This window comes from Caenibius sp. WL (assembly GCF_019803445.1).
Lineage (GTDB): Bacteria > Pseudomonadota > Alphaproteobacteria > Sphingomonadales > Sphingomonadaceae > Caenibius.
Genome location: NZ_CP081844.1, coordinates 1,481,080 through 1,501,769, shown reverse-complemented (window position 1 = coordinate 1,501,769; position 20,690 = coordinate 1,481,080). Strand labels below are relative to the sequence as shown.

The window sequence follows — 20,690 nt, the reverse complement described above, 5'->3', positions numbered from 1 at the left end:
GGCACACCGTCATGACCGAAGAACGCGCGGTCATCGATATCGGTTCGAACACGGTTCGCCTGGTGATTTTCGGCGGGCCGCCGCGCGCGCCTGCCGTGCTGCTCAACGAAAAGGTGACGGCGCGGCTCGGCAAGGGCGTGGCCGAAAACGGGCAGCTCAGCCCCAAATCGATGCGCATGGCGCTGGATGCGCTGGCGCGCTACGCCGCGATCCTGCGCCTGCGCGGCGTGGCCCATATCGATGCGGTGGCCACCGCCGCATCGCGCGATGCGGAAAACGGCCCGGCCTTCCTCGACGCGGTGCGCGCATTGGGCATCGATGTGCGCCTGCTGTCGGGCGAAGAAGAGGCGATCACCAGCGCCACCGGCGTCACCGCCTCCTTCCCCGGCGCGAAAGGCACTGTCGCCGATCTCGGCGGGGGCAGTCTCGAATTGGTCGATATCGACGGCGAAATCCGCAACCATGGCACCAGCCTGCCGCTGGGCACGCTGCGCCTGCCGCAATTGCGCGCGGAAGGCAGCGTGCGCTTTTCCCGCCACGTGCAGAAAATGCTCGAAGCCACCGAATGGTCTGGCGGGGCCGATCTGCCGCTCTATCTCGTCGGCGGATCGCATCGGGCGCTCGCCCATTACGCGATGCATGCGCTCGATTGGCCTTATGACGATCCGCACGGGTTTTCGATGGCGGCGGACGACGCGCTCAGGCTGTGTCAGGTGATCGAACGCGCCAAGCTCGCCACCGAAGTGCCGATGGTTTCCACCGCGCGCCTGGCCATGCTGCCCGATGCGGCGGCGCTGCTGGCGGCCCTGATCGCGATCCTGCGCCCGGCGCGCATCGTGTTTTCCGCCTGGGGCCTGCGCGAAGGGCTGCTTTATCAGCAACTCGCCCCCGCGCAGCAGGCGCAAGACCCCCTGCTTGCAGGGGTAACGGAATTTGCCACGCAACTGGGCATTCGCGCCGACGAGGCGGAGACGATCACCCGCTGGACCGCAGCAGCGGTCCACATGGCCGGCAAAGGGCAGGAACGGCTGCGCCACGCGGCAACCATGCTGTCGCTGGCCGCCAACCGGACCGAGCCCAACCTGCGCGCGGACGAGGCGCTGGAATGGGCGCTGCGCAAACGCTGGATCGGCATCGACGGCGAAGGGCGGGCGATGATCGCTGCCGCCGCCAGCGCCAACACCGCCGCCAAGGCCGAATTTCCCGCGCTCGAACGGATCGCCCCGCCCGCTAGCCTGCGCGAAGGGCGCGTCTGGGGCCTGGCGGTACGTCTGGCCCGCCGGTTCAGCGGCGGCACGCAGGCGGCGCTGGAACAAAGCGCGCTGACCGTGGACAACGGTCAATTGGTCCTGTCGCTGCAGGAAGAGATCGCCGCGCTTTACACCCAGCAGGTGGAAAAGGATCACAAGGCGCTGGCGCAAGCGCTGGGGCTGGCGCCCGCCCGGCGCATGATCGATACCGGCAGGCGGGCTACCGGCTGAAATCGCCCGCCGCCACCGCATCCGCCGCCGAACGGATCGTGGCATAGACCGTGGCGAGATCGTCATCCCCGATGCAATAGGGCGGCATGACGTAAACCGTGTTGCCGAGCGGGCGCAGCAACACGTCCCGGTCGCGGAAATAGCCGAGCAATGCGGGGCCAAGCCCGGAAAGATAGGCCGCGTCCTCCCCTCCCAGTTCCATCGCCGTGATCGTGCCGCAGCGGCGCAGATCGCGGATCGCGGGATGGCCGGCCAGCGTGGCCAGGTGCCGTTCCTGCCGCGCGGCAAGGTCCGCCACCCGCTCCAGCACCGGCTCTTCCCGCCAGATGGCGAGATTTTCCGCCGCCGCCGCGCAGGCGATGGGATTGGCGGTGTAGCTGGAGGAATGGAAAAAGGTCAGCGCCCGGTCGGTCGAATAATGCGCATCCCAGATCGCCTCGCTCGCCATGGTGACGGCGAGCGGAAGCGCCCCGCCCGTCAGCCCTTTCGACAGGCACAGCAGATCGGGCACGATCCCGGCCTGCTCCCCCGCCAGCAAGCTGCCCGTGCGGCCCCAGCCGGTCATTACTTCGTCGGCGATGAACAGCGTGCCATGATGGGCGCAGATCGCGCGCATTTCCGCCAGCACCAGCGGGCCGTACATCATCATGCCCCCCGCGCCGAGCACCAGCGGCTCGACGATGAAGGCCGCCGCGCCCGCCCGGCATTCCGCTTCCAGCGCATCCAGCGTCGCCTGCGGGTCGCTGGGGAACGGCACCCGTCCGACATCGAACAACAGCGGCGCATAGGCCGCGTTGAACACGCCGCGCGCGCCCACCGACATCGCCCCGATGGTGTCGCCGTGATAGGAATGTTCCATCACCACCAGCCGGTGGCGCGGTTCGCCCCGGTTCGCCCAGTAACCCAGCGCCATTTTCAGCGCGACTTCAACGCAGGTGGAACCGGAATCGGAAAAGAACACCCGTGTCAGATCCGGCGGCATGATCGCGGTCAACCCGCGCGCCACTTCCTCCGCCGGTTCATGCGTCCACCCGGCGAAAATCAGCTGATCGAGCTTTTCGGTCTGCGCCCGGATCGCGGCCATCACGCGCGGGTTGCGGTGGCCGTGGGTCGTCACCCACCAGCTGGAAATCGCATCGATCACCCGGCGGCCATCGGCCGTGTGGAGCGCCGCCCCTTCGCCGTGGGTGACGAGCCCGATCGGCTCATTGAGGCCGTGCTGGGTGAAAGCGTGCCAGACGGGGGAATCGCTCACAGCGCCAACCCTTCGGTAAAGGCATCCGCAAACGCCGCGGCCAGAGTGTCCGCATTCAGCGGATCGAGGAACGGCAGGCGGCCGAGGCGGCGGACCCGCCCGATGCGGCCAATCGTCGCTTCGCTATCCTCGTTCGCATCGCCGACGAAAGCCACGCCGTGCACGGTTATGCCCCGCGCGCGCAGCACTTCCACCGTCATCAGCGTATGGCTGATCGTGCCCAATGTGGTGCGCGCGACGACAATCGCGGGCAGGCCCCAGCGGGCAATCTGGTCGGCCACGGTCAGATCGTCGCGCAGGGGGACGAGCGCCCCGCCCGCCCCTTCGACCACCAAAGGCCGCTGCACGGGCAGAGCGAGCGCCGCATCCTCGATCGTCACCCCGTCGATCCGCGCGGCGCGGTGGGGGGAACAGGGTGTGGCCAGGCGATAAGCTTCGGGCAGGATGCGTTCGGGGGGCAAGCCCGACAGCGCAGCCACACGCAGCGCGTCGGTGCCGTCGTCCGTGCCCGCCTGCACCGGCTTCCAGTACCACGCGCCGAGATACCCGGCGAGCCCGGCGGCGAACACCGTCTTGCCCACATCGGTATCGGTGCCGGTGATCGCAAAGGCCGTCATGCCAATGCCCCAGTCAGAGCAGCGGCCAGCGCATCGACATCGGCCGGGCTGGCATTCAGCGTCAGCGACAAGCGCAGGCGCGATGTGCCCGAAGGCACCGTGGGCGGGCGAATGCCGCGAATGTCGAACCCGGCGGCCTGCATCGCGGCCGCCACTTCCATCGTCCGGGCATCGCCGCCCAGTATGATCGGCACGATCTGGCTGCCGGTCGGCGTCACGCCCAGCGGGGCAAGCGCCCCGGCGGCATGGCCGATCAGAGCCATAAGCTGTTCCCGCCGTGCCGGTTCCTGCGCGCTGATCCGCAGCGCCTCCCGCGTGGCGGCGGCCATCAGCGGGCTGGGCGCGGTGGAGAAGATGAAGCCGCGCGCGCAGTTGATGAGATAGTCCGTCACCACTTTCGGCCCGCAGACCAGCGCCCCTTCGCTGCCCAGCGCCTTGCCGCAGGTGTGCATGGTGATGAGATTGCCCCGCCCCTGCAACGCGGCGGCAACGCCTCTGCCCCCATCGCCGAACACGCCCGTCGCATGCGCTTCGTCGACCAGCAGCACCCCGTCATGTTCGTCCGCCAGCGCGATCAGCGCGTCGAGCGGAGCGATATCGCCGTCCATCGAATAGAGGCTTTCCACCGCGATCCACGGCCGCCCGGTGCCCCCCTTGGCCCGCCAGCGGGCAATCGCATCGGCAAAGCCTTGCGGATCGTTGTGCGGCGCCATGGCCCGGTCGGCCCGGGTCAGCCGCAGCCCTTCGTGCAGGCTGGCGTGGATCAACTGGTCATAGATCACCACATCGCCCTTGCGCGGCAGTGTGGCGACCAGCGCCGAATTGGCGCCGAAGCCGTTGGCGAGATAGAGCGCGCTTTCGCAGCCGAAGAACCGCGCCGCCTCTTCCTCCAGCGCTTCATGTTCCGCATGGTTGCCGCGCAGGAGGCGCGATCCGCCCGAACCGACCGGCACCCCGCGATCAAGCGCGGCGGCGAAAGCCTGCTTCATGCGCGGATCGCCCGCGAGAGCGAGATAGTCGTTCGACGCGAAATCCACGCCTTCACGCGGGCGCAGGGAGCGGAGACGGGCCTTGCCCGCGAGAACCGCAAGATCGGCCTGATGGTCTGCGTAGGGACCGGACATGCAGCGGCCTTTGCCCGATGCGGGCCGATCATTCAACCGGGCGACTCGCAATGCGTGGCCCCGCCCCTGTCTTTCCCGCCGGGCACCCCAGATAACCGCCTGCGAAGGCCAGCAAATCCGCGGGTCTGCGCAATTGCTTTCCACAGGCTTTCGTACTATGGGGCAGCAAACGCCCCGGCCAGCCGAAGCCAAACCGCTTCGTCAGCCGGGGCGATCTACTTCTACCACCAGAAAAGGGCAGGCCCATGTCGCGTCGCCGCCAGATCTACGAAGGCAAGGCCAAGATTCTCTACGAAGGCCCCGAACCGGGCACAATCATCCAGTATTTCAAGGATGATGCGACCGCGTTCAACGCCCAGAAAAAGGGTACGATCAACGGCAAGGGCGTGATCAACAACCGCATCAGCGAGTATGTGTTCACCCGCCTGAACCACATCGGCATCCCGACTCACTTCATCCGCCGCCTGAACATGCGCGAACAGCTGGTGCGGCAGGTGGAAATCGTGCCGATCGAAGTGGTCGTGCGCAATGTCGCGGCCGGTTCGATCTGCAAGCGGCTGGGCATCGAAGAAGGCGAACCGCTGCCCCACACGCTGATCGAATACTATTACAAGGACGATGCGCTGGGCGATCCGATGATCGCGGAAGAGCATATCGCCTGCTTCGGCTGGGCATCGAACGAGGAAATGCAGGACATTTCCTCGATGGCGATCCGCATCAACGATTTCCTCGTCGGCATGTTCGCGGCGATCAATATCAGCCTGATCGATTTCAAGCTGGAATTCGGCCGCATCTGGGATGGCGATTATGCCCGCGTGATCCTGGCTGACGAAATCAGCCCCGATGGCTGCCGCCTGTGGGACATGACCACCGGCGAAAAGCTCGACAAGGATCGTTTCCGCCGCGATCTGGGGGGCGAGGAAGAAGCCTATCAGGAAGTCGCGCGCCGCCTCGGCCTGCTGGAAAGCGACGGGCCGAGCGAAGTGCACGACCTCAGCGTGCATCGCAAGCTGCGCGGCAAGAAGTAAGGGCGCGCGAGTCCTTGCCCTGCGGCGCTGCCGGGGGCATAGGCTCGCTGCGATTCCCGTGTCCCATTCGCGAAGAAGGCCGCTACCCATGAAAATCCGCGTCCATGTCAGCCTGAAGAACGGCGTGCTCGACCCACAGGGCCGGGCGATCCATCACGCGCTGGAAGGGCTGGGCTTTTCCGGCGTCAACGATGTCCGCGCCGGGCGGCTGATCGAACTCGATGTCGATCAGAACGTCAGCGATGAAGCGCTGGACGAAATGTGCCGGAAGCTGCTGGCCAACATGGTCATCGAAAACTACCGCATCGAAAAGGTCGCCGCGTGAGCGGGTTCCGTTCCGCCGTCATCACCTTTCCCGGCTCCAACTGCGACCGGGACATGGCGGTTGCGCTGGAACAGGTTTCCGGCACCCCCGCCCTGCGCGTGTGGCACGGCGATGCCGAACTGCCCGAAGGGCTCGATTTCATCGCTCTGCCCGGCGGCTTTTCCTATGGCGATTATCTGCGGTCCGGCGCGATGGCCGCGCGCAGCCCGATTATGCAGGCGGTGATCGCCGCCGCGGGGCGCGGCGTGCCGGTGCTGGGCGTGTGCAACGGGTTCCAGGTGCTGACCGAAGCCGGGCTGCTGCCGGGCGCGCTGATGCGCAACGCCAGCCAGAATTTCATCTGCCGCACCGTGCCGCTGACAGTGGTGAACAACCAATCGCTGTTCACCGCCGCTTATGATGCGGGGCAGACGATCCGGGTCCCGGTCGCCCACCACGATGGCAACTATTTCGCCGATGCCGCCACGCTCGACCGGCTGGAAGGCGAAGGCCGCGTCGCTTTCCGCTATGCCGAGGAAATCAACGGTTCGGCCCGTGCCATCGCGGGCGTGCTCAACGAAGCGGGCAACGTGCTGGGCATGATGCCCCACCCCGAGCGCGCTATCGAACCCGCCCACGGCAGCGCCGATGGCCGCGCGTTGTTTGAAAGCGCGATCCGCAGCCTCGTGCACGCCTGACGCGCTTTCGCGCACCGGAACGGAAAAAGGGCCGCCGTCCTGCCGGGACGCGGCCCTTTTCTTATGGTGATTGCAACTGAGCCGCTGCGGAAACGGCCCTATGCTTTAGGACACACTTTCGGCGCGTGGCCTTCGACAGGCTCAGGCCGAACGGGTGGGATATGGGAAGACGCTATAATCGCGCCCCTTATGCCGCCGCGTCATGTCGAACTTTTGGCGTGGTCCTCTCCCCATCGTCATGCCCGCCTTTGCCAGAATGACGAGGTTACTGGTTCCAGTGGGCTAATCGCCAATTCGGGTCAGGCGCGCAGACCGGGGGCCGGTCGCACCGCGAAGAGATTGCGCGCGTCGGTCGCCGCCATCGGCTTGCTGCAATAGTCCCCCTGTATCGCATCGCAGCCCAGTGCGCGGATCAGCCGGGCTTCCGTGACGTTCTCCACCCCTTCGACCGTGGTCGCGATGCCGAGGCTGCCAGCCATGGCCACCACCGCGCGGATGATCGCCAGGCTTTGCGGATCGCCTGCCACCGCGCCTTTGGCGAAATTGCGGTCGATCTTGATGGTCGAGAATCGCAGCCTGCGCAGATGGTCGAGCGAGGAGGAGCCAGTGCCGAAATCGTCCAGCGCCACGCCGCAGCCCAGCGCCAGCACATCGTCCAGCACCGCTCGCGCCATCGCATCGTCGCGCACGAAAACGCTTTCGGTCACGTCGATCTCCAGCCGCTGCGGGGGCAAGCCGCAATCGGTGAGCGCCCGCACCACCGTGCCCATGAAATCGGGCGCCAGCAACTGCTCGCCCGACACGTTCACGGCGATTTTCACATGGCCGGGCCAATGCATCGCCTCGCGGCAGGCCTCGCGTAGGACCCATTCACCGATCGGCACGATCAGGCGGGTGTCTTCCGCCACGGGGATGAACTTGGCGGGCGCCACCGCGCCGCATTCCGGGCTGTTCCAGCGCAGCAGGGCCTCGAAGCCGATCAACTGTTCGCCGTGCGCATCCACCATCGGCTGATAGTGCAGGTGGAATTCGTCGCGTTCCAGCGCGTGGCGCAGGGCCTGTTCCATCTTGCGCCGCCGTTCCGCATCATGGCGCAGCGACGGTTCGAAAGACACATGCCGCCCGCCCCCGCCCGCCTTGGCGCGATAGAGCGCCAGATCGGCGTTATGCATCAACGCTTCCACCGTCCGCCCATCGCGCAGGCCCACGGCGGAGCCGACACTGGCGCCGATATACAGCAGATGACTGTCGACTTCGTAAGGCGGCGACAGCAGGCGGATCACCGCCTCCGCCACTTCGCGCACCCGCCGCATGTCGCAGGCGTCGCGGATGACGATGGCGAATTCATCACCGCCCAGACGGCCGCACAGTTCGCTGGCGTTCATCAGGCTCTTGAGCCGCCCGGCGACCTGCGTCAGCAGCCGATCGCCGACCTGATGGCCCAGCGTGTCGTTGATCTGCTTGAAACGGTCGAGATCGATCATCAGGAAAGCGCAGCGTGTGCTCCACTTTTCCGCGTGCTGGATCGCCGCGTCGAGCGCCTCGGTCAGCATCATGCGGTTGGGCAGATTGGTCAGCGTATCGAAGCGCGCGAGATAGGCGATCTTTTCGGAGGATTCGCGCTCCTCGGTCACGTCGGAGCCGACCCCGCGAAAGCCGATGAAGCGCCCGGCGTGGTCGAACCGGGGCGTGCCCGAAAGCTCCCACCACTTGCGCCGGTTGCCGATCTCCACCGGCACGATCAGGTTGGAAAAGCTTTCGCGTCCTTGCAGCCGGTCGGCCAGATCGCGCACACCGGGCTCGAATTCCCCCGTTTCCCAGGTCATCCCGGCAATGAGTTGAAGGAAGGGCTTGCCCTCCATCTCGTGCGATGCCCCGGCAAGGGCATCGGCAAAGCCCACACTGACCCCGCGTACCCGCCGCGATGCGTCGATCTTCCACAACCAGTTCGCGCCCGTTTCCTCGAATTCCCGGAGCAGGAGCGAGACGACTTCGTTCTTTTCGGCCACACCCGCTTCGGCGATGCGCGCGGTCAGATAGTTGCGCGCGCCTTTCACCGCCCCGGCCAGCGTCATCACCATGAACGACGTGGCGATGCCCATCATTTCGAAGTGGCGCCCCGCGCCCAGCGCGGCGATGGCCGAGAAACCCAGTATCAGAATGACCGCCCCGGCCCCCAGCGGCACAGGCGCGAGCCATAGCGCCGCGGCGGCCAGCAACATGGCCTGCACGCCCCAGACGGCGAATATGTCGCCCGGCGCGCCGTAACCGGTGAACACCAGGATCGGCACGCTCCAGAGCGTGGCCACGGCCGCCGAGAGCAGAGTGTGCCGCCAGATTTCACCCCGGGTGATCGGGCGGCGGTCCGTATCGCCCAGTTGCCGGTCGCTGTGCAAGGTCCAGCAGAGCATCGCGATCAGCGCGGCGGCCCAGGACGCGATCATCCACGCCGGAACAACCCCGGAGAACATGAACAGGATCGCGGCCCCGGCAATGCCATGCACCACCAGCCGCCTGCGCGCGATGCGGGCGAGATAGGAATATTGCAAGCCGCGCAGACGCGCCCATGCGCCACCGGGGGTATCGCGCAGTCCAAGCAGCGCCGCCAACGACAGTTCGGCAGGCAGGTCAGCCGGTAAAGGCTGGCGCTCGGATAGATCGTTTCCCACGGGAAACGGCTTTACCGCGCAAATGTTGCCACCGCGTAAACTCGCGGCCGGAAAAGCCGGGGCCGGACGCCCTACGCGCCGGAAGCCTTATTCGACAGTGACCGATTTCGCCAGATTGCGCGGCTGATCGACATCGGTGCCTTTGGCCACGGCGACATGATAGGCCAGTAGTTGCACCGGCACGGCATAGACCAGCGGCGCGATCAGCGGATGCACGCGCGGCATCTCGATCGTGGCCATGCAGCCTTCGCCCGCTTCGGCGATCCCTTCGGCATCGGAGATCAGCACGATCTTGCCGCCCCGCGCGCGCACTTCCTGCATGTTCGAGACGGTCTTTTCGAACAGCGGGCCGGACGGTGCGAGCACGATCACCGGCACCGATTCATCGATCAGCGCGATGGGGCCATGCTTCATTTCGCCCGAGGCATAGCCTTCGGCGTGGATATAGCTGATTTCCTTGAGCTTGAGCGCACCTTCGAGCGCCAGCGGATAATCCGGCCCGCGCCCGAGATAGAGCACATCGCGCGCCGGCGCGATAAGATGCGCCATGCCCGCGATCGTATCGTCGAACGCCAGCGCGGCATTGATCGCAGCGGGCGCCTGGAGCAGGTGATCGACCACCGCCGTTTCCTCTGCCCGGTCCATTCGCCCGCGGCAGACCGCCAGATGCGCGGCCAGCGCGGCCAGCACGGCCAACTGGCAGGTGAACGCCTTGGTCGAGGCGACACCGATTTCAGGCCCGGCGTGCGTGGGCAACAGCAGGTCCGCCTCGCGCGCCATCGAACTGGTCGGCACGTTCACCACCACGGCAATGGTCTGCCCTTCGGCCTTGCAATGGCGCAGCGCCGCCAATGTGTCGGCGGTTTCGCCCGATTGCGAAATAAACAGCGCCAGCCCGCCCTTTTCCAGCACCGGCTCGCGATAGCGGAACTCGCTCGCCACATCGATGTCCACCGGCACGCGGGCGAACTGTTCGAACCAGTATTTCGCCACCATCCCGGCGTAGTAGGACGTGCCGCAGGCGACGATGGTCACGCGGTTGATATTCGACAGGTCGAAATCGATCTGCGGCAGCACCACCTTGCGTTCGAGCTGGCGGATGTAGGAACGCAGCGTCTGCGCCACCACCACCGGCTGCTCGAAAATCTCCTTCTGCATGAAATGGCGGTAATTGCCTTTCTCGATCGCCGCCGCCGATGCGCCCGACGTGGTGATTTCCCGCGTGACGGGGCGGTTTTCGGCATCGAACACCTGCGCCCCTTCACGCGTCAGCACCACCCAGTCGCCTTCTTCGAGATAGGCGATCTTCTGCGTCAGCGGGGCCAGCGCCAGCGCGTCGGAGCCGAGATAGGTTTCCCCTTCGCCATAGCCGACCACCAGCGGCGAGCCGAGCCGCGCGCCGATCAGCATGTCGGGATGACGGCGGAAAGCGATAGCCAGCGCGAACGCCCCGCGCAGGCGCGGCAGCACCGCCTGCACCGCTTCCTGCGGGGTCTTGCCCGCTTCCACCTGTTCGGAGACGAGATGCGCCACCACTTCGGTGTCCGTCTCGCTTTCGAACCTGCGCCCGCGCGCGATCAGTTCTTCACGCAGGGGGCGGAAATTCTCGATGATCCCATTGTGGACCAGCGCCACTTCCTCCGTGGCGTGGGGGTGGGCGTTGTTGGTGGTCGGTGCGCCGTGCGTGGCCCAGCGGGTGTGCGCGATCCCGACCGCGCCCGGCGCGGGATGGCCCGCCAGTTCGCGAACCAGATTGATCAGCTTGCCTTCGGCCCGGCGGCGGACGAGCTGCCCGTCGAACAGCGTACAGACCCCGGCCGAATCGTAACCGCGATATTCCATCCGCCGCAGCCCGTCGACCAGGCGATCCGCCACCTCTTGCTTGCCGACAATGCCGATAATTCCGCACATATGCTTGGGTTCCTAAAGCGTGTAAGGGACACGGATTCCGGGCATTTCTGCCGGGAAATCCTTAGTATTGCGTGTAACCAGGATCGCACCGTTCACCTGCGCGGTGGCGAGGATATAGGCATCCATCAGCTTCATTTTCGTGCGCTGGCGAATATCGGCGGCGGCAAGGGCGATGCGGGCGTCGATCTCGGTAACGTCGAATGGCGACAGGATTCCCTGAACGATATCGCGCTTTTCCAGCGTTTCGCCCGCCAGTATCTCAGTCCACACGATGCGGCTGACGCGGTGCCGCGGATAGCGCGACAATTCAGCCATGGCCTGCGGGCGGCCCCATAGCCAGTCGATCAGGATATTGGTGTCGAAGAAAGGATCGGCCACGAAGCAGGGATCTTCAAAGATCTTCGTACGGCGTGCGGTCTTCGCGGATCATCCGCTGATACTCCACCGCATCAGCCATGTCCGCCCGGCCTTTCCAATAGCCTGCCCCCCGGGCAATCCAGCTCTTGTTGTCGGCATTGTGCACAAGATAAAGCTTCACCGCATCGCGGATCGCCGCCGCGCGCGAACGCTTGGTCTTCAATGCCAGCGCGTCCAGCTTCTCGATATCTTCATCGGGAATATCAGTCAGGATTCTCATCGCATCGCCCCCGGATACGTCCGCCACAACCCATGCCGCCGGGCTACGATCCGGCCACGCAATGGGCGCACATCAGCGGGCAGAAGGGGAAGAACGCAAAGCATGATATATAGATATCATATCATGATATCGCGTCAACCGCGCGCTCAGCCTTTCTCCGCCTGCTTCTTCTTTTTCATCGCATCGTGGAAACGGTCCGCCCAGCCGGGTTTCATCAACTGTTCCGCGCGCACCAGCCGCAGTTCGCCATCGTCGACATCGCGGGTGACGGTGCTGCCCGCCGCGACGATGGCATCGGCGCCGATTTTCACCGGCGCGACCAGCGCGCTGTTGGACCCAATGAAGGCCCGTTCGCCGATCACCGTCTGATGTTTGAAATAGCCGTCGTAATTGCAGGTGATCGTGCCCGCGCCGATATTGGCGCCCGCGCCCACTTCGGCATCACCGAGATAGGTCAGGTGGTTGGCCTTGGCGCCCTTGCCCAGCACGGCCTTCTTCATTTCGACGAAATTGCCGATCTTCGCCCCTTCTTCCAGCACCGCGCCGGGGCGCAGGCGGGCATAGGGGCCGACTTCCGCGCCGCTGGCCAGCGTTGCCCCCTCAAGATGCGAAAAGGCCCGGATGCGGACGTTGTCCGCCACTTTCACCCCGGGGGCGAACACCACGTTCTGTTCCACCGTGACATCGCGGCCCAGTTCGGTATCCCAACTGAACCACACCGTTTCGGGCGCGATCAGGCTGGCGCCATCGGCCATCGCCGCCGCGCGCCGGCGCTGCTGCCAGGTCTGTTCCATCGCGGCCAGTTCCGCCCGGCTGTTGATGCCCGACACATCGAACGGATCGGTATCGACCACCGCCGAATGGCGCCCGTCATCATTCGCCAGATTGACGATATCGGGCAGGTAGTATTCGCCCGCCGCGTTGTCGTTCGTCACCCGGGCGAGCAGCGCGAACAGGTCTTTCGCTTTCACCGCCATCAGGCCCGAATTGCACCGGCGCACCGCGCGTTCGGCCTCGCTCGCGTCCTTGTGCTCGACCATTTTCACGATCCGGTCGCCCGCGCCTTCATCCGCGCAGATCACCCGGCCATAAGCCTGCGTGTCATCCGGCTGGAATGTCAGCACCACCACCGCCGGGGCATCGGCGCCGTTGAGACGGTCGATCATCGCCCGCATCGTGGACGTGGGCACGAACGGCACATCGCCATAGAGAATCAGCACATCGCCGGAAAACCCGGCCAGCGCCTGTTCCGCCTGCTGCACCGCATGGCCGGTGCCAAGCTGCGGTTCCTGCCGCACCAGAGTGGCGCTGCCGCCCAGCGCCTTTTCGAGCTGGTCGGCCTTGTCGCCCACCACCACGACTTTGGCCGCCGGTTCCAGCGCGTCCACCGCATCCATCAGATGCAGCAGCATCGGCCGTCCGGCGACCGGATGCAGCACTTTGTGGGTGTCGCTTTTCATGCGGGTTCCCTTGCCCGCGGCAAGGATGATGGCGGCAATATCACTCATGGTTCGATCCTATCATGTGGCGCACGCCATGCCAGCAAAGGCTTGCAGTTTCCACAGCGGACAGGCAGGTGCCTGGGCCATGAACATGGCAGCTTCCGATTTCCCCTTCGCCATCGTCGGCTTCGATCTTGACGGCACGCTGGTCGATTCCTCCCATGATCTGTGCATCGCGCTCAATCATGCGCTGGTGTTCGCCGGGCGCGACCCGATCCCGCTCGAAGGCATTCGCCCTCTCGTCGGGCGCGGGGTGCGGCGCATGCTCGAACGCGCGCTGATTGTCGAAGGCGGGATGGACGAAGAAAGTTTCAAGCCCGTGTACAAGGAATTGCTGACTTTTTACGAAGCGAATCTCGCGGTCCATACACGGCCCTACCCCGGTTGTATCGCCATGCTCGATGCACTCGCCGCACAAGGCTGCCGGATCGCCGTGGTGACCAACAAGTTCGAAAAGTTCGCCCGTTCGCTGCTCGACCAGATCGGCCTGACCGAACGCTTCGCCACCGTGATCGGCGGCGACACCATGGGCCCCGGCCGCAGCAAGCCCGCCGCCGATCCGATTCGCGAAATGATCGCCCGCTGCGGCGGGGGGACGGCGGCGTTTGTCGGCGATACCACAATCGATGTGGCCGCCGCCCATGCCGCGGGCATTCCCTGCGTCGGCGTGGCGTTTGGCCTTAACGACAAACCGCCTCACGAACTGGGCGCGGACCATGTGATCGGCCATTTCGACGAACTGCTGCCCGCGCTGCGCGCCATGGCGCCGCGCCCGGTTGCCTCCGGCGAATGCCCGGTCTAGAGGCCCCGGCAAGCGAGGCCACGTCCTCCCCCTTCGCGGGTTCAGGTCCGGGACGGCCCGGCAGCTTGTAACAGGAGGTTGTCGTGGCGTGGTTTGCTCTCATTGTCGCTGGCCTGCTCGAAGTGGTCTGGGCCTTTTCGATGAAACAATCGGCGGGCTTCACCCGCCTGTGGCCGACGCTGATCACGCTGGTGACGATGACCGCCAGCTTCGGCCTGCTCGCCTGGGCAATGCGCCATCTGCCGCTGGGCACCGCCTACACGGTGTGGACCGGCATTGGCGCGGTGGGCGCGTTCATTGTCGGCATCGTGTTCCTGAACGAACCGGCCAACGCGCTGCGCCTGCTTGCGGCGGCGCTGATTCTCGGCGGGCTGGTGCTGATGAAACTGGCCACCCCCGCCTGACCTTTCGCACGAAGGCGCGACCCGCCCTTCCGGATTCGCGGCCCGTTTTCAGGACACGGCGAATCCGGGGTAACCTGAAAACGCCCGTCTCCCACCGATAAGCGAACAGTTGGCACGGCCGGTGTGGCAAAATTATCCATCCGTTTTCAGTGGGATCATCGCGATCTCCGCTGTCGGCCAGAATCCCGGCCGCCGCATCACATTACTGTAACATGGGATGCATAGGGCGCTCCTCGACAAGTCCAGGCGACAAACAGGGAGCCCCGTCACAATGCGTTTTCGTTCTTCTATCGCGCTTGCCGCAGTGGCAGTCGCGCTTTCCACCCCGCAGGCGGTCATGGCCGCTTCCGGCGATACCGCCACCCAGCAGCAGTTGCAGGCCGCCTTGCAGAAGCTGACCGAAATGCAGGCGCAACTCGATGCGCTGAAATCGCAGGTCGATCAGCAGGCCGCCACCCAGGCACAGGCGCAGGCCGCAGCGCAAGCCACCGCCGCCAAGGCGGATCAGGCGCTGGCCGCAGCGGAAAAGCCCTCCAAGCTGGCCGATGCGATGAAATGGGCCGCCGACACCAAGATCAGCGGCCGCATGTATTTCAACGTCAGCAACATTTCCAACAAGTATGACGGCGCCAAAGTGCAGGATCAGGGCGGTTTCCAGATCAAGCGCTTCTATGTCGGCATCGATCACAAGTTCGACGACACGTTCTCCGGCAATGTGACGATGGACATCGACAACGTCGCCAACACGTCGGGCAAGAACGTCGGCAAGGGCTTCTATGTCAAGAAGGCGTTCCTCAAGGCCAAGCTCGACAAGGCGCTGAACGTCTCGCTCGGCGCGACCGACATGCCATGGATTCCCTATGTCGAAGGCCTCTACGGCTATCGCCACATCGAAAAGACCGTCACCGATCTGTTCGGCTATGGCACGTCGGCCGACTGGGGCGTGCATGTCGGCGGCGATCTGGCGGGCGGCGTGGTCAGCTATCAGGTTTCCGCGGTTGACGGCGGCGGCTACCGCGATCCCAAGTTCACCAACACGGTCGATCTCGAAGGCCGCCTGTCGCTGGCTTACAAGGGCTTCAACGCGGCCGTCGGCGGTTACACCGGCAAGCTCGGCAACGACACCGACACCACGACCGGTTCGTACCGCACCGCCAAGCGTTTCAACGCCCTGCTGGCATACAAGGACAAGCTGGGCGGCATTCCGGTGACCGTGGGCGGCGAATACTTCACCGCGAAGAACTGGAAAGTGAAGACCACTTCGCCCGAAGACAAGGCCGAGGGCTATTCGGTGTTCGCCTCGGTCTCGCCGGTGGACAAGTGGAGCCTGTTCGGCCGCTACGACTGGCTCAAGCCGAACAAGGACACCGCGCCTTCGCGCAAGGCCAATATGTTCAATGTCGGCGTGCAGTACAGCCCGGCGAAAATCGTCGACCTTGCGCTGATCTACAAGCACTACAACGGCGACAACGGCTTCAGCGGTGGCGATTTCACCGACAGCGCGGTTTACGCCAATGGCAAGCAGGACGAATTCGGCCTTTACGGTCAATTCCGCTTCTGAGCCTGCGCTGGCGGCTCAGCCTTACCCTCCCGCGGCCGCCAGCACACCTTGCACACCGCCCGCCGGGCCCGTTGGGGGGCCGGCGGGCGGTTTTCTTTTTTGAGAGGGCACGTCCGCAAATACCGATCCGCCCGATCGGAGCCTGTCACATCTCGGCCACTAAGGGTTGCCCCGCGGGCTGGGGCTTGGCGCGCGGCCTTCGACAGGCTCAGGCCGAACGGGGTGGGAGAAGTGTGCCTGAAGTTTAGCGCAGGGCAAGCGAGACACCCGCCTTCCCCCAAACGCAAAACGCGCTGCACCGGGCAGCGCGTTCGGAACACGAAAAAGGGCGGTGCGCCGCCATGGCGCACCGCCCTTGCCGCTGCGATGGCTTACTTGAGGCCTGCGGCGGTCATCGGTGTCAGCGCGGCGCCGGCCCGCGTGGCGCGCTGGCGCGCGGCGGCGGGCGATGACACCAGCCCATGCGTCTTGAGGTATCCGGCGGGGCCGAACGTCGTTTCCTTGACGTATTCGGCAACGAACTGGCGCATCCCCGGAATGGCTTTCACGTGGGCATTCTTGACATAGATGTACAGCGCCCGCGCGCCCGGATAGCGGAACGAACTGATCGTCTGATAGCTGGGCTGCACCCCATCCACCGCCACGCCTTTCAGCTTGCCGAGGTTCTCTTCCAGATAGCTGTAGCCGAACAGGCCGACAGCGTTCGGATTGGCCGCCAGCTTGCGCACGATCAGATTGTCGTTTTCACCCGCGTCGATATAGGCGCCGTCGCTGCGGATCGTCTTGCAGGTGCGGTTGAATTCCGCTTCGTTCGTCTTCTTGAGCGCCTGCATCGCGGGATTGGCGGCGCAGGCCGGTTCCATGAACAGGTCTTCGATGGACGAGCGCGTGCCGCTGGTTGACGGCGGGCCATAGACCTGGATCGGAACAGCGGGCAGGCTGGGGTTCACGTCCTTCCAGGTCTTTGCGCGGTTCGGCCTGCCGTAAGGATTGGCGGCAATCGCTTCGTAGATATCCTTGAGATTGACGTTCCGCAGCAGGCCGCCCTTGGCCTCGGCCAGCGTGATCCCGTCGAGCCCGACCTGGATTTCGGTGATCTGGGTCACCCCGTTGGCGGCGCAGGTCCTGAATTCGGACAGCTTGATCCGGCGCGAGGCGTTGAGAATGTCCGGGTGCTGGGCGCCCAGCCCGGCACAGAACAGCTTGGCGCCGCCGCCGGTGCCGGTCGATTCCACGATCGGCGTCGAGGCGCCCCGGTTCGCCGCGGCGAAGCGTTCGGCAACGGCCTTGGTGAACGGATAGACCGTCGAGGAGCCGACCACGCGGATATTCTGGCGGGTCTGCGCATGCGCGGTGGCGGCCCCCGCCGCCACGGAAGCGGCGGTTGCCGCGATCAAAAGGGTCTTCAAGGCAATTTTCATAGTCGCACCCAATGCGTTCGATTCGCCTCCCCTTCGGAGGCGACGAGCCGCGCTAGGCACGGTGCATGACAGTGCAGTGACCATGGTGTGACAGGCGCCGTCACAATGGCGGTTCTTCGCTCGGCGGGCGACTTATGGGCAATGCGGGGGCCGTCCCTGACCGTCACTCCTCGACGATTTTGAGCAGGCGCCGCTCCAGTGGGGCGAGGATGCCGGGCAGTTCGTGCCCGCGCTTCAGCACTTGCCCGGCTTCACCGAACAGCGCCCACATGCCCTGCCGCGTGTGCAGCGCTGGGCGTTTCTCGATGCGGATTTCCGGCCGTTCGGACGTGCGGCGAAAAGCGGAGAACGCAGCCACTTCGCGTTCGAAATCCATGGCATAATCGCGCCATTGCCCGGCGGCGACCATACGACCGTAAAGATCGAGAATGCGATTGAGTTCGCGCCTGTCGAAACCGATCTGGGAAGGCGGGCGGCCCGGAAAGGCCACGACCGCCGCCTTGTGACCGGGGCCCGTCAACCGCCAGCCTCACCATGGCGAAGCTCACCGACTTCGGTTTCCGCGCGGTCGACCATCGTGCGCAGCAGTTCCAGTTCCGCCTTGAGATCGGCCAACTGCTGTTCCAGTTCCTCCACCCGGTTGGGGCCGGGTTCGCACGGTTCCTTGCACGGGGTGCCGTAAGGCACGAATTCGCGCAGCCATTCTTCCACCGGGACCAACGTGGACCGCGCCTTGAAGCCGACCATGGTGGCGCCTTCGGGGACATCGTCCGTCACCACGGCGTTGGCGCCGATGCGGGCGCGTTCGCCGACCACGATCGGGCCGAGGATCTGCGCCCCCGAACCGACGATCACATCGTTGCGCAAAGTGGGATGGCGCTTGCCCGCGACGCCGTTGGTCGGGTTGGTGCCGCCCAGCGTGACGCAGGGATAGATCGTCACGTTATCGCCGATTTCGGCGGTTTCGCCGATGGTCACGAAGCCGTGATCGATAAACAGGTGGCGGCCGATCACCGCACCGGGGTGGATGTCGATCCCGGTCATCCAGCGCGAGGTGTGATTGACCAGACGGGCCGCGAAATAGAGCCCGCCGCCATAGAGCCAGTGCGACACGCGGTGCAGCCCGAGCGCGAGAACCCCCGGATAGAGCAGCACTTCCCAGCGCGAACGGGGCGCCGGATCGCGCGCGCGGATCGAGTCCAGATATTCGAACAGGTTATGGACCATCAGAACCCCGATTCTCGCACCAAAACATTACCAAGGCAAGCAAGGCCGCCTTCTCCGAGGGCCGAAGCCCTAGAGCGACGGGGCCGCGCCCACTGCCGCCAGCGCATCGCGCCAGACCGCCTGCGTCGCCGGTTGCTTGCGTTCGAGACTGATCCGGTCGATCGTGGCGACCAGTCGCTCGATGCCTGCAAAGCTGCGTTCCACCCGCGGCGTGAGGTAGATAAGAGCGTCCTCGCCCAGCACAAGGCCGCATTGTTCGGCATGGGCCGCGATCAGCGCGGCCACCATCTCATCATCCGGCGCACCGACGGCGAGATGCAGCGCCGCGCCGATGCGCGAACGCAGATCGGGCAGGCCGATGGTCCAGTTCGCCCCATTGGCGACCAGCAGCAGCGGCGTCCCCTGTTCCTGTGCCCGGTTCCAGCGGTGGAACAGGTCGGTCTCGTCCATCCGCTCCACATCGTCAAGCGCTTCGCCCAGCCCCTGCCCGGCGAACCAGCGGGCCAGCAGCGATTTGCCCGAACGGGGCGGGCCGGTGAGCACGGCGGTGCGGAACGGCCAGTTTTCGGGCGTGCCCAGCGCTTCGGCAATCGCGGCGTTGGCCGATCCGATCACGATCCGCTGCGCATCGGCGCCGGGTCCGGCCCGCAAAGGCAATGCGATCTGCTTCATGCTGCCCGGCCCATGCCCCGTGTCGCCATTGCTCCTGCCGCCTTCGCCGCGAACGGTCAGCGGCGAATGCTCAGCGCGTTCTGGCCTTCGGTCACCTGCCAGCCCCGCGCGCGCAGGGCCGCGGCCAGTTCGGCCAGGCTGCCGCCATATGTCACGCGCATCACCGAAACGCCGCCGATGGCGATGCTCGATGTCGATGCGCCCTGGACACCCGCGGCCCCGCGCACCGAACCCAGCGCCGCATCGACCGAATTGGCGTCGGGCGACGTGAACTGGACGGTGAAGGTCGCCGTGGGGCGCTGCGTCGCGGCGGCCGGGGGGGGCGTGTCGGTCAGCGGCACGGCCACCGACACCGCGTCTTCGGGCATCAAGCTGGCGGCCTGCGCGCGGCGGCCCGCGTCGATCAGCGCAGCGAGCACCGGATCGAGCTGGATATTCTGCGCCCGCAGCGTCGGATCGGGCTGCAACAGCCCGCTTTGCAGGGCCTGGGTATAGATCGCGTCAAACCGGCCGAGCGCCTGCTGGAGCATGCCCGGCACCCCGGCTTCGTCTTTCGCGGTCAGCGTGAAACTGTCGAGATAGCGGCTGTCCGGCCCGAGGCGGGCGGTGAAATGGCCCGTCACCGGGCCGCCGGGCCATTTGCGTTCGAGCCGCGCCACCGCCATCAGCACGTTGGCGGCGGAAAACTGGTCGAGCACATTGGTCCACCACAGGCGGCTGCGGCGGCTGACCTGGCCGTTGGTCAGCAGCAGCGAATCGCTCCCCGCGCCCGAAGGGCGGACATAATCGATCGCGCTGGCCCCGGTCTGGAATTCGGCCCAGGCCTTCTGCCACGGATTGCGCACTTCGAACACCGTCTGCGCCCCGCCCGAATCGAGCACCGGGATCAGCAGCATCGGCGCGGAGCGCGACAGCGGCCCGCCGCCGCCGAGGAACTGGCCCGCGCGGGTGCGGTCGAACACCACGCCGAGCGTGGCGATATAGCGATGGGGGCCGATCTGCTCTTTCTCGACCACGACGGCGGAGACCATCGAATCGATCTGCGAATCGGGCATGGCCGGCCCGTTCAGCTTTTCCCAGGCGAGCTTTTGCGCCATTTTCCAGCCGTTCTCGCGCGCTTCCATCGCCGTTTTGCCGCGCGTGTCGACTGCGATTCCGCCGATGGAAATGTCGCCGCTGCTCATCACCGGGGCGATGCCGCGATCCCCTTCGACCTGCGCCTGAAGCGCCGCGCGCCCCAGAAAAACGAGGAGAATCGCCAGCACGGCAAGGCCGATCCAGAGGACCGGGCGGCGGCTTGGGGCGGCAAGAGGGGCGGTGAGAGAATGGGCCATGGGGAAAACTGGATGCCTTTTGCCCAAACAAGCTTGGATTTCC

Annotated in this window: 20 protein-coding genes; 7 read left to right on the top strand and 13 right to left on the bottom strand. The window is 65.7% G+C overall.

Annotated features, from left to right (window positions below):
• Nucleotides 1–11: 11 nt before the first annotated feature.
• A complete protein-coding gene (locus tag K5X80_RS06955) occupies nucleotides 12–1,481 on the top strand; it encodes a Ppx/GppA phosphatase family protein (RefSeq protein ID WP_222560117.1) in 1,470 nt (489 codons plus the stop codon).
• Here K5X80_RS06955 and K5X80_RS06950 read toward each other — a convergent pair.
• From K5X80_RS06950 to K5X80_RS06940, 3 genes are read right to left on the bottom strand one after another with little or no spacing between them, the layout of a single operon-like run.
• Entirely contained in the window at nucleotides 1,471–2,736 is a 1,266-nt protein-coding gene (locus tag K5X80_RS06950; RefSeq protein WP_222560116.1) for an adenosylmethionine--8-amino-7-oxononanoate transaminase, read from the bottom strand. The two genes, K5X80_RS06955 and K5X80_RS06950, sit on opposite strands and share 11 nt — an antisense overlap.
• A complete protein-coding gene (bioD, locus tag K5X80_RS06945; protein ID WP_222560115.1) occupies nucleotides 2,733–3,353 on the bottom strand; it encodes a dethiobiotin synthase in 621 nt (206 codons plus the stop codon). The genes K5X80_RS06950 and bioD overlap by 4 nt, the downstream gene beginning before the upstream one ends.
• Entirely contained in the window at nucleotides 3,350–4,477 is a 1,128-nt protein-coding gene (locus K5X80_RS06940; protein ID WP_222560114.1) for an 8-amino-7-oxononanoate synthase, read from the bottom strand. Before K5X80_RS06940 ends, bioD begins: the two co-directional genes overlap by 4 nt.
• A gap of 245 nt (nucleotides 4,478–4,722) precedes the next feature.
• Here K5X80_RS06940 and purC point away from each other — a divergent pair, with 245 nt between their 5' ends.
• The 3 genes from purC (at nucleotide 4,723) to purQ (ending at nucleotide 6,507) form a co-directional block, all read left to right on the top strand.
• Complete coding sequence (gene purC, locus K5X80_RS06935; RefSeq protein WP_222560113.1) at nucleotides 4,723–5,505, top strand: phosphoribosylaminoimidazolesuccinocarboxamide synthase; 783 nt, start codon at nucleotides 4,723–4,725, stop codon at nucleotides 5,503–5,505.
• An 88-nt stretch (nucleotides 5,506–5,593) separates the two neighbouring features.
• Nucleotides 5,594–5,830 (top strand): phosphoribosylformylglycinamidine synthase subunit PurS, encoded by a 237-nt coding sequence (gene purS, locus K5X80_RS06930; RefSeq protein WP_222560112.1) that lies wholly within the window; start codon nucleotides 5,594–5,596, stop codon nucleotides 5,828–5,830.
• Nucleotides 5,831–5,883: 53 nt separating this feature from the next.
• Nucleotides 5,884–6,507: a phosphoribosylformylglycinamidine synthase subunit PurQ gene (gene purQ / locus K5X80_RS06925; protein ID WP_222560398.1), complete on the top strand. Its 624-nt coding sequence runs from the start codon at nucleotides 5,884–5,886 to the stop codon at nucleotides 6,505–6,507.
• Between the two features lie 299 nt (nucleotides 6,508–6,806).
• Here purQ and K5X80_RS06920 read toward each other — a convergent pair whose 3' ends face one another.
• The 5 genes from K5X80_RS06920 to glmU all read right to left on the bottom strand — a co-directional run bounded on the left by K5X80_RS06920 (nucleotide 6,807) and on the right by glmU (nucleotide 13,232).
• A complete protein-coding gene (locus K5X80_RS06920) occupies nucleotides 6,807–9,176 on the bottom strand; it encodes a putative bifunctional diguanylate cyclase/phosphodiesterase (RefSeq protein WP_222560111.1) in 2,370 nt (789 codons plus the stop codon).
• An 87-nt stretch (nucleotides 9,177–9,263) separates the two neighbouring features.
• Nucleotides 9,264–11,087: a glutamine--fructose-6-phosphate transaminase (isomerizing) gene (gene glmS, locus K5X80_RS06915; protein ID WP_222560110.1), complete on the bottom strand. Its 1,824-nt coding sequence runs from the start codon at nucleotides 11,085–11,087 to the stop codon at nucleotides 9,264–9,266.
• 12 nt (nucleotides 11,088–11,099) lie between these two features.
• Nucleotides 11,100–11,465, bottom strand: a complete 366-nt coding sequence (locus K5X80_RS06910; protein WP_222560109.1) for a type II toxin-antitoxin system VapC family toxin — start codon at nucleotides 11,463–11,465, stop codon at nucleotides 11,100–11,102.
• 13 nt (nucleotides 11,466–11,478) lie between these two features.
• Complete coding sequence (locus K5X80_RS06905) at nucleotides 11,479–11,724, bottom strand: ribbon-helix-helix domain-containing protein (RefSeq protein WP_222560108.1); 246 nt, start codon at nucleotides 11,722–11,724, stop codon at nucleotides 11,479–11,481.
• 146 nt (nucleotides 11,725–11,870) lie between these two features.
• Nucleotides 11,871–13,232 (bottom strand): bifunctional UDP-N-acetylglucosamine diphosphorylase/glucosamine-1-phosphate N-acetyltransferase GlmU, encoded by a 1,362-nt coding sequence (gene glmU, locus K5X80_RS06900; protein ID WP_222560107.1) that lies wholly within the window; start codon nucleotides 13,230–13,232, stop codon nucleotides 11,871–11,873.
• A 79-nt stretch (nucleotides 13,233–13,311) separates the two neighbouring features.
• Here glmU and K5X80_RS06895 point away from each other — a divergent pair, with 79 nt between their 5' ends.
• The 3 genes from K5X80_RS06895 to K5X80_RS06885 all read left to right on the top strand — a co-directional run bounded on the left by K5X80_RS06895 (nucleotide 13,312) and on the right by K5X80_RS06885 (nucleotide 15,993).
• The gene (locus K5X80_RS06895) at nucleotides 13,312–14,028 is read left to right on the top strand and encodes an HAD-IA family hydrolase (protein WP_222560106.1); all 717 of its coding nucleotides are present in this window, start codon (nucleotides 13,312–13,314) and stop codon (nucleotides 14,026–14,028) included.
• A gap of 83 nt (nucleotides 14,029–14,111) precedes the next feature.
• Nucleotides 14,112–14,432 carry a quaternary ammonium compound efflux SMR transporter SugE gene (gene sugE / locus K5X80_RS06890; protein WP_222560105.1) on the top strand — a complete coding sequence of 107 codons (321 nt, stop codon included), beginning with the start codon at nucleotides 14,112–14,114 and terminating at the stop codon, nucleotides 14,430–14,432.
• Nucleotides 14,433–14,703: 271 nt separating this feature from the next.
• Nucleotides 14,704–15,993, top strand: coding sequence for a porin family protein (locus tag K5X80_RS06885; RefSeq protein WP_222560104.1), 1,290 nt, complete (start codon nucleotides 14,704–14,706; stop codon nucleotides 15,991–15,993).
• A 371-nt stretch (nucleotides 15,994–16,364) separates the two neighbouring features.
• On the opposite strand, the gene K5X80_RS06880 is transcribed toward K5X80_RS06885, so the two are convergent.
• From K5X80_RS06880 to K5X80_RS06860, 5 genes are all read right to left on the bottom strand, one after another.
• Complete coding sequence (locus K5X80_RS06880; RefSeq protein ID WP_222560103.1) at nucleotides 16,365–17,414, bottom strand: substrate-binding domain-containing protein; 1,050 nt, start codon at nucleotides 17,412–17,414, stop codon at nucleotides 16,365–16,367.
• Between the two features lie 163 nt (nucleotides 17,415–17,577).
• Entirely contained in the window at nucleotides 17,578–17,934 is a 357-nt protein-coding gene (locus K5X80_RS06875) for a DUF2794 domain-containing protein (protein ID WP_222560102.1), read from the bottom strand.
• Nucleotides 17,931–18,641 (bottom strand): serine O-acetyltransferase EpsC, encoded by a 711-nt coding sequence (gene epsC / locus K5X80_RS06870; RefSeq protein WP_222560101.1) that lies wholly within the window; start codon nucleotides 18,639–18,641, stop codon nucleotides 17,931–17,933. The genes K5X80_RS06875 and epsC overlap by 4 nt, the downstream gene beginning before the upstream one ends.
• A 69-nt stretch (nucleotides 18,642–18,710) precedes the next feature.
• The gene (locus K5X80_RS06865) at nucleotides 18,711–19,313 is read right to left on the bottom strand and encodes a P-loop NTPase family protein (protein WP_222560100.1); all 603 of its coding nucleotides are present in this window, start codon (nucleotides 19,311–19,313) and stop codon (nucleotides 18,711–18,713) included.
• 56 nt (nucleotides 19,314–19,369) lie between these two features.
• Nucleotides 19,370–20,647: a hypothetical protein gene (locus tag K5X80_RS06860; protein ID WP_222560099.1), complete on the bottom strand. Its 1,278-nt coding sequence runs from the start codon at nucleotides 20,645–20,647 to the stop codon at nucleotides 19,370–19,372.
• Nucleotides 20,648–20,690 lie beyond the last annotated feature (43 nt).

Bases quoted from the DNA above. Each gene is read 5' to 3' on its own strand.
- K5X80_RS06895 (WP_222560106.1), top strand. From the start codon at position 13,312: ATGAACATGGCAGCTTCCGATTTCCCCTTCGCCATCGTCGGCTTCGAT.
- epsC (WP_222560101.1), bottom strand. From the start codon at position 18,641: ATGGTCCATAACCTGTTCGAATATCTGGACTCGATCCGCGCGCGCGAT.
- purC (WP_222560113.1), top strand. From the start codon at position 4,723: ATGTCGCGTCGCCGCCAGATCTACGAAGGCAAGGCCAAGATTCTCTAC.
- K5X80_RS06955 (WP_222560117.1), top strand. From the start codon at position 12: ATGACCGAAGAACGCGCGGTCATCGATATCGGTTCGAACACGGTTCGC.
- K5X80_RS06940 (WP_222560114.1), bottom strand. From the start codon at position 4,477: ATGTCCGGTCCCTACGCAGACCATCAGGCCGATCTTGCGGTTCTCGCG.
- K5X80_RS06880 (WP_222560103.1), bottom strand. From the start codon at position 17,414: ATGAAAATTGCCTTGAAGACCCTTTTGATCGCGGCAACCGCCGCTTCC.
- K5X80_RS06885 (WP_222560104.1), top strand. From the start codon at position 14,704: ATGCGTTTTCGTTCTTCTATCGCGCTTGCCGCAGTGGCAGTCGCGCTT.
- glmU (WP_222560107.1), bottom strand. From the start codon at position 13,232: ATGAGTGATATTGCCGCCATCATCCTTGCCGCGGGCAAGGGAACCCGC.
- K5X80_RS06860 (WP_222560099.1), bottom strand. From the start codon at position 20,647: ATGGCCCATTCTCTCACCGCCCCTCTTGCCGCCCCAAGCCGCCGCCCG.
- purQ (WP_222560398.1), top strand. From the start codon at position 5,884: ATGGCGGTTGCGCTGGAACAGGTTTCCGGCACCCCCGCCCTGCGCGTG.
- K5X80_RS06905 (WP_222560108.1), bottom strand. From the start codon at position 11,724: ATGAGAATCCTGACTGATATTCCCGATGAAGATATCGAGAAGCTGGAC.
- bioD (WP_222560115.1), bottom strand. From the start codon at position 3,353: ATGACGGCCTTTGCGATCACCGGCACCGATACCGATGTGGGCAAGACG.
- glmS (WP_222560110.1), bottom strand. From the start codon at position 11,087: ATGTGCGGAATTATCGGCATTGTCGGCAAGCAAGAGGTGGCGGATCGC.
- K5X80_RS06865 (WP_222560100.1), bottom strand. From the start codon at position 19,313: ATGAAGCAGATCGCATTGCCTTTGCGGGCCGGACCCGGCGCCGATGCG.
- purS (WP_222560112.1), top strand. From the start codon at position 5,594: ATGAAAATCCGCGTCCATGTCAGCCTGAAGAACGGCGTGCTCGACCCA.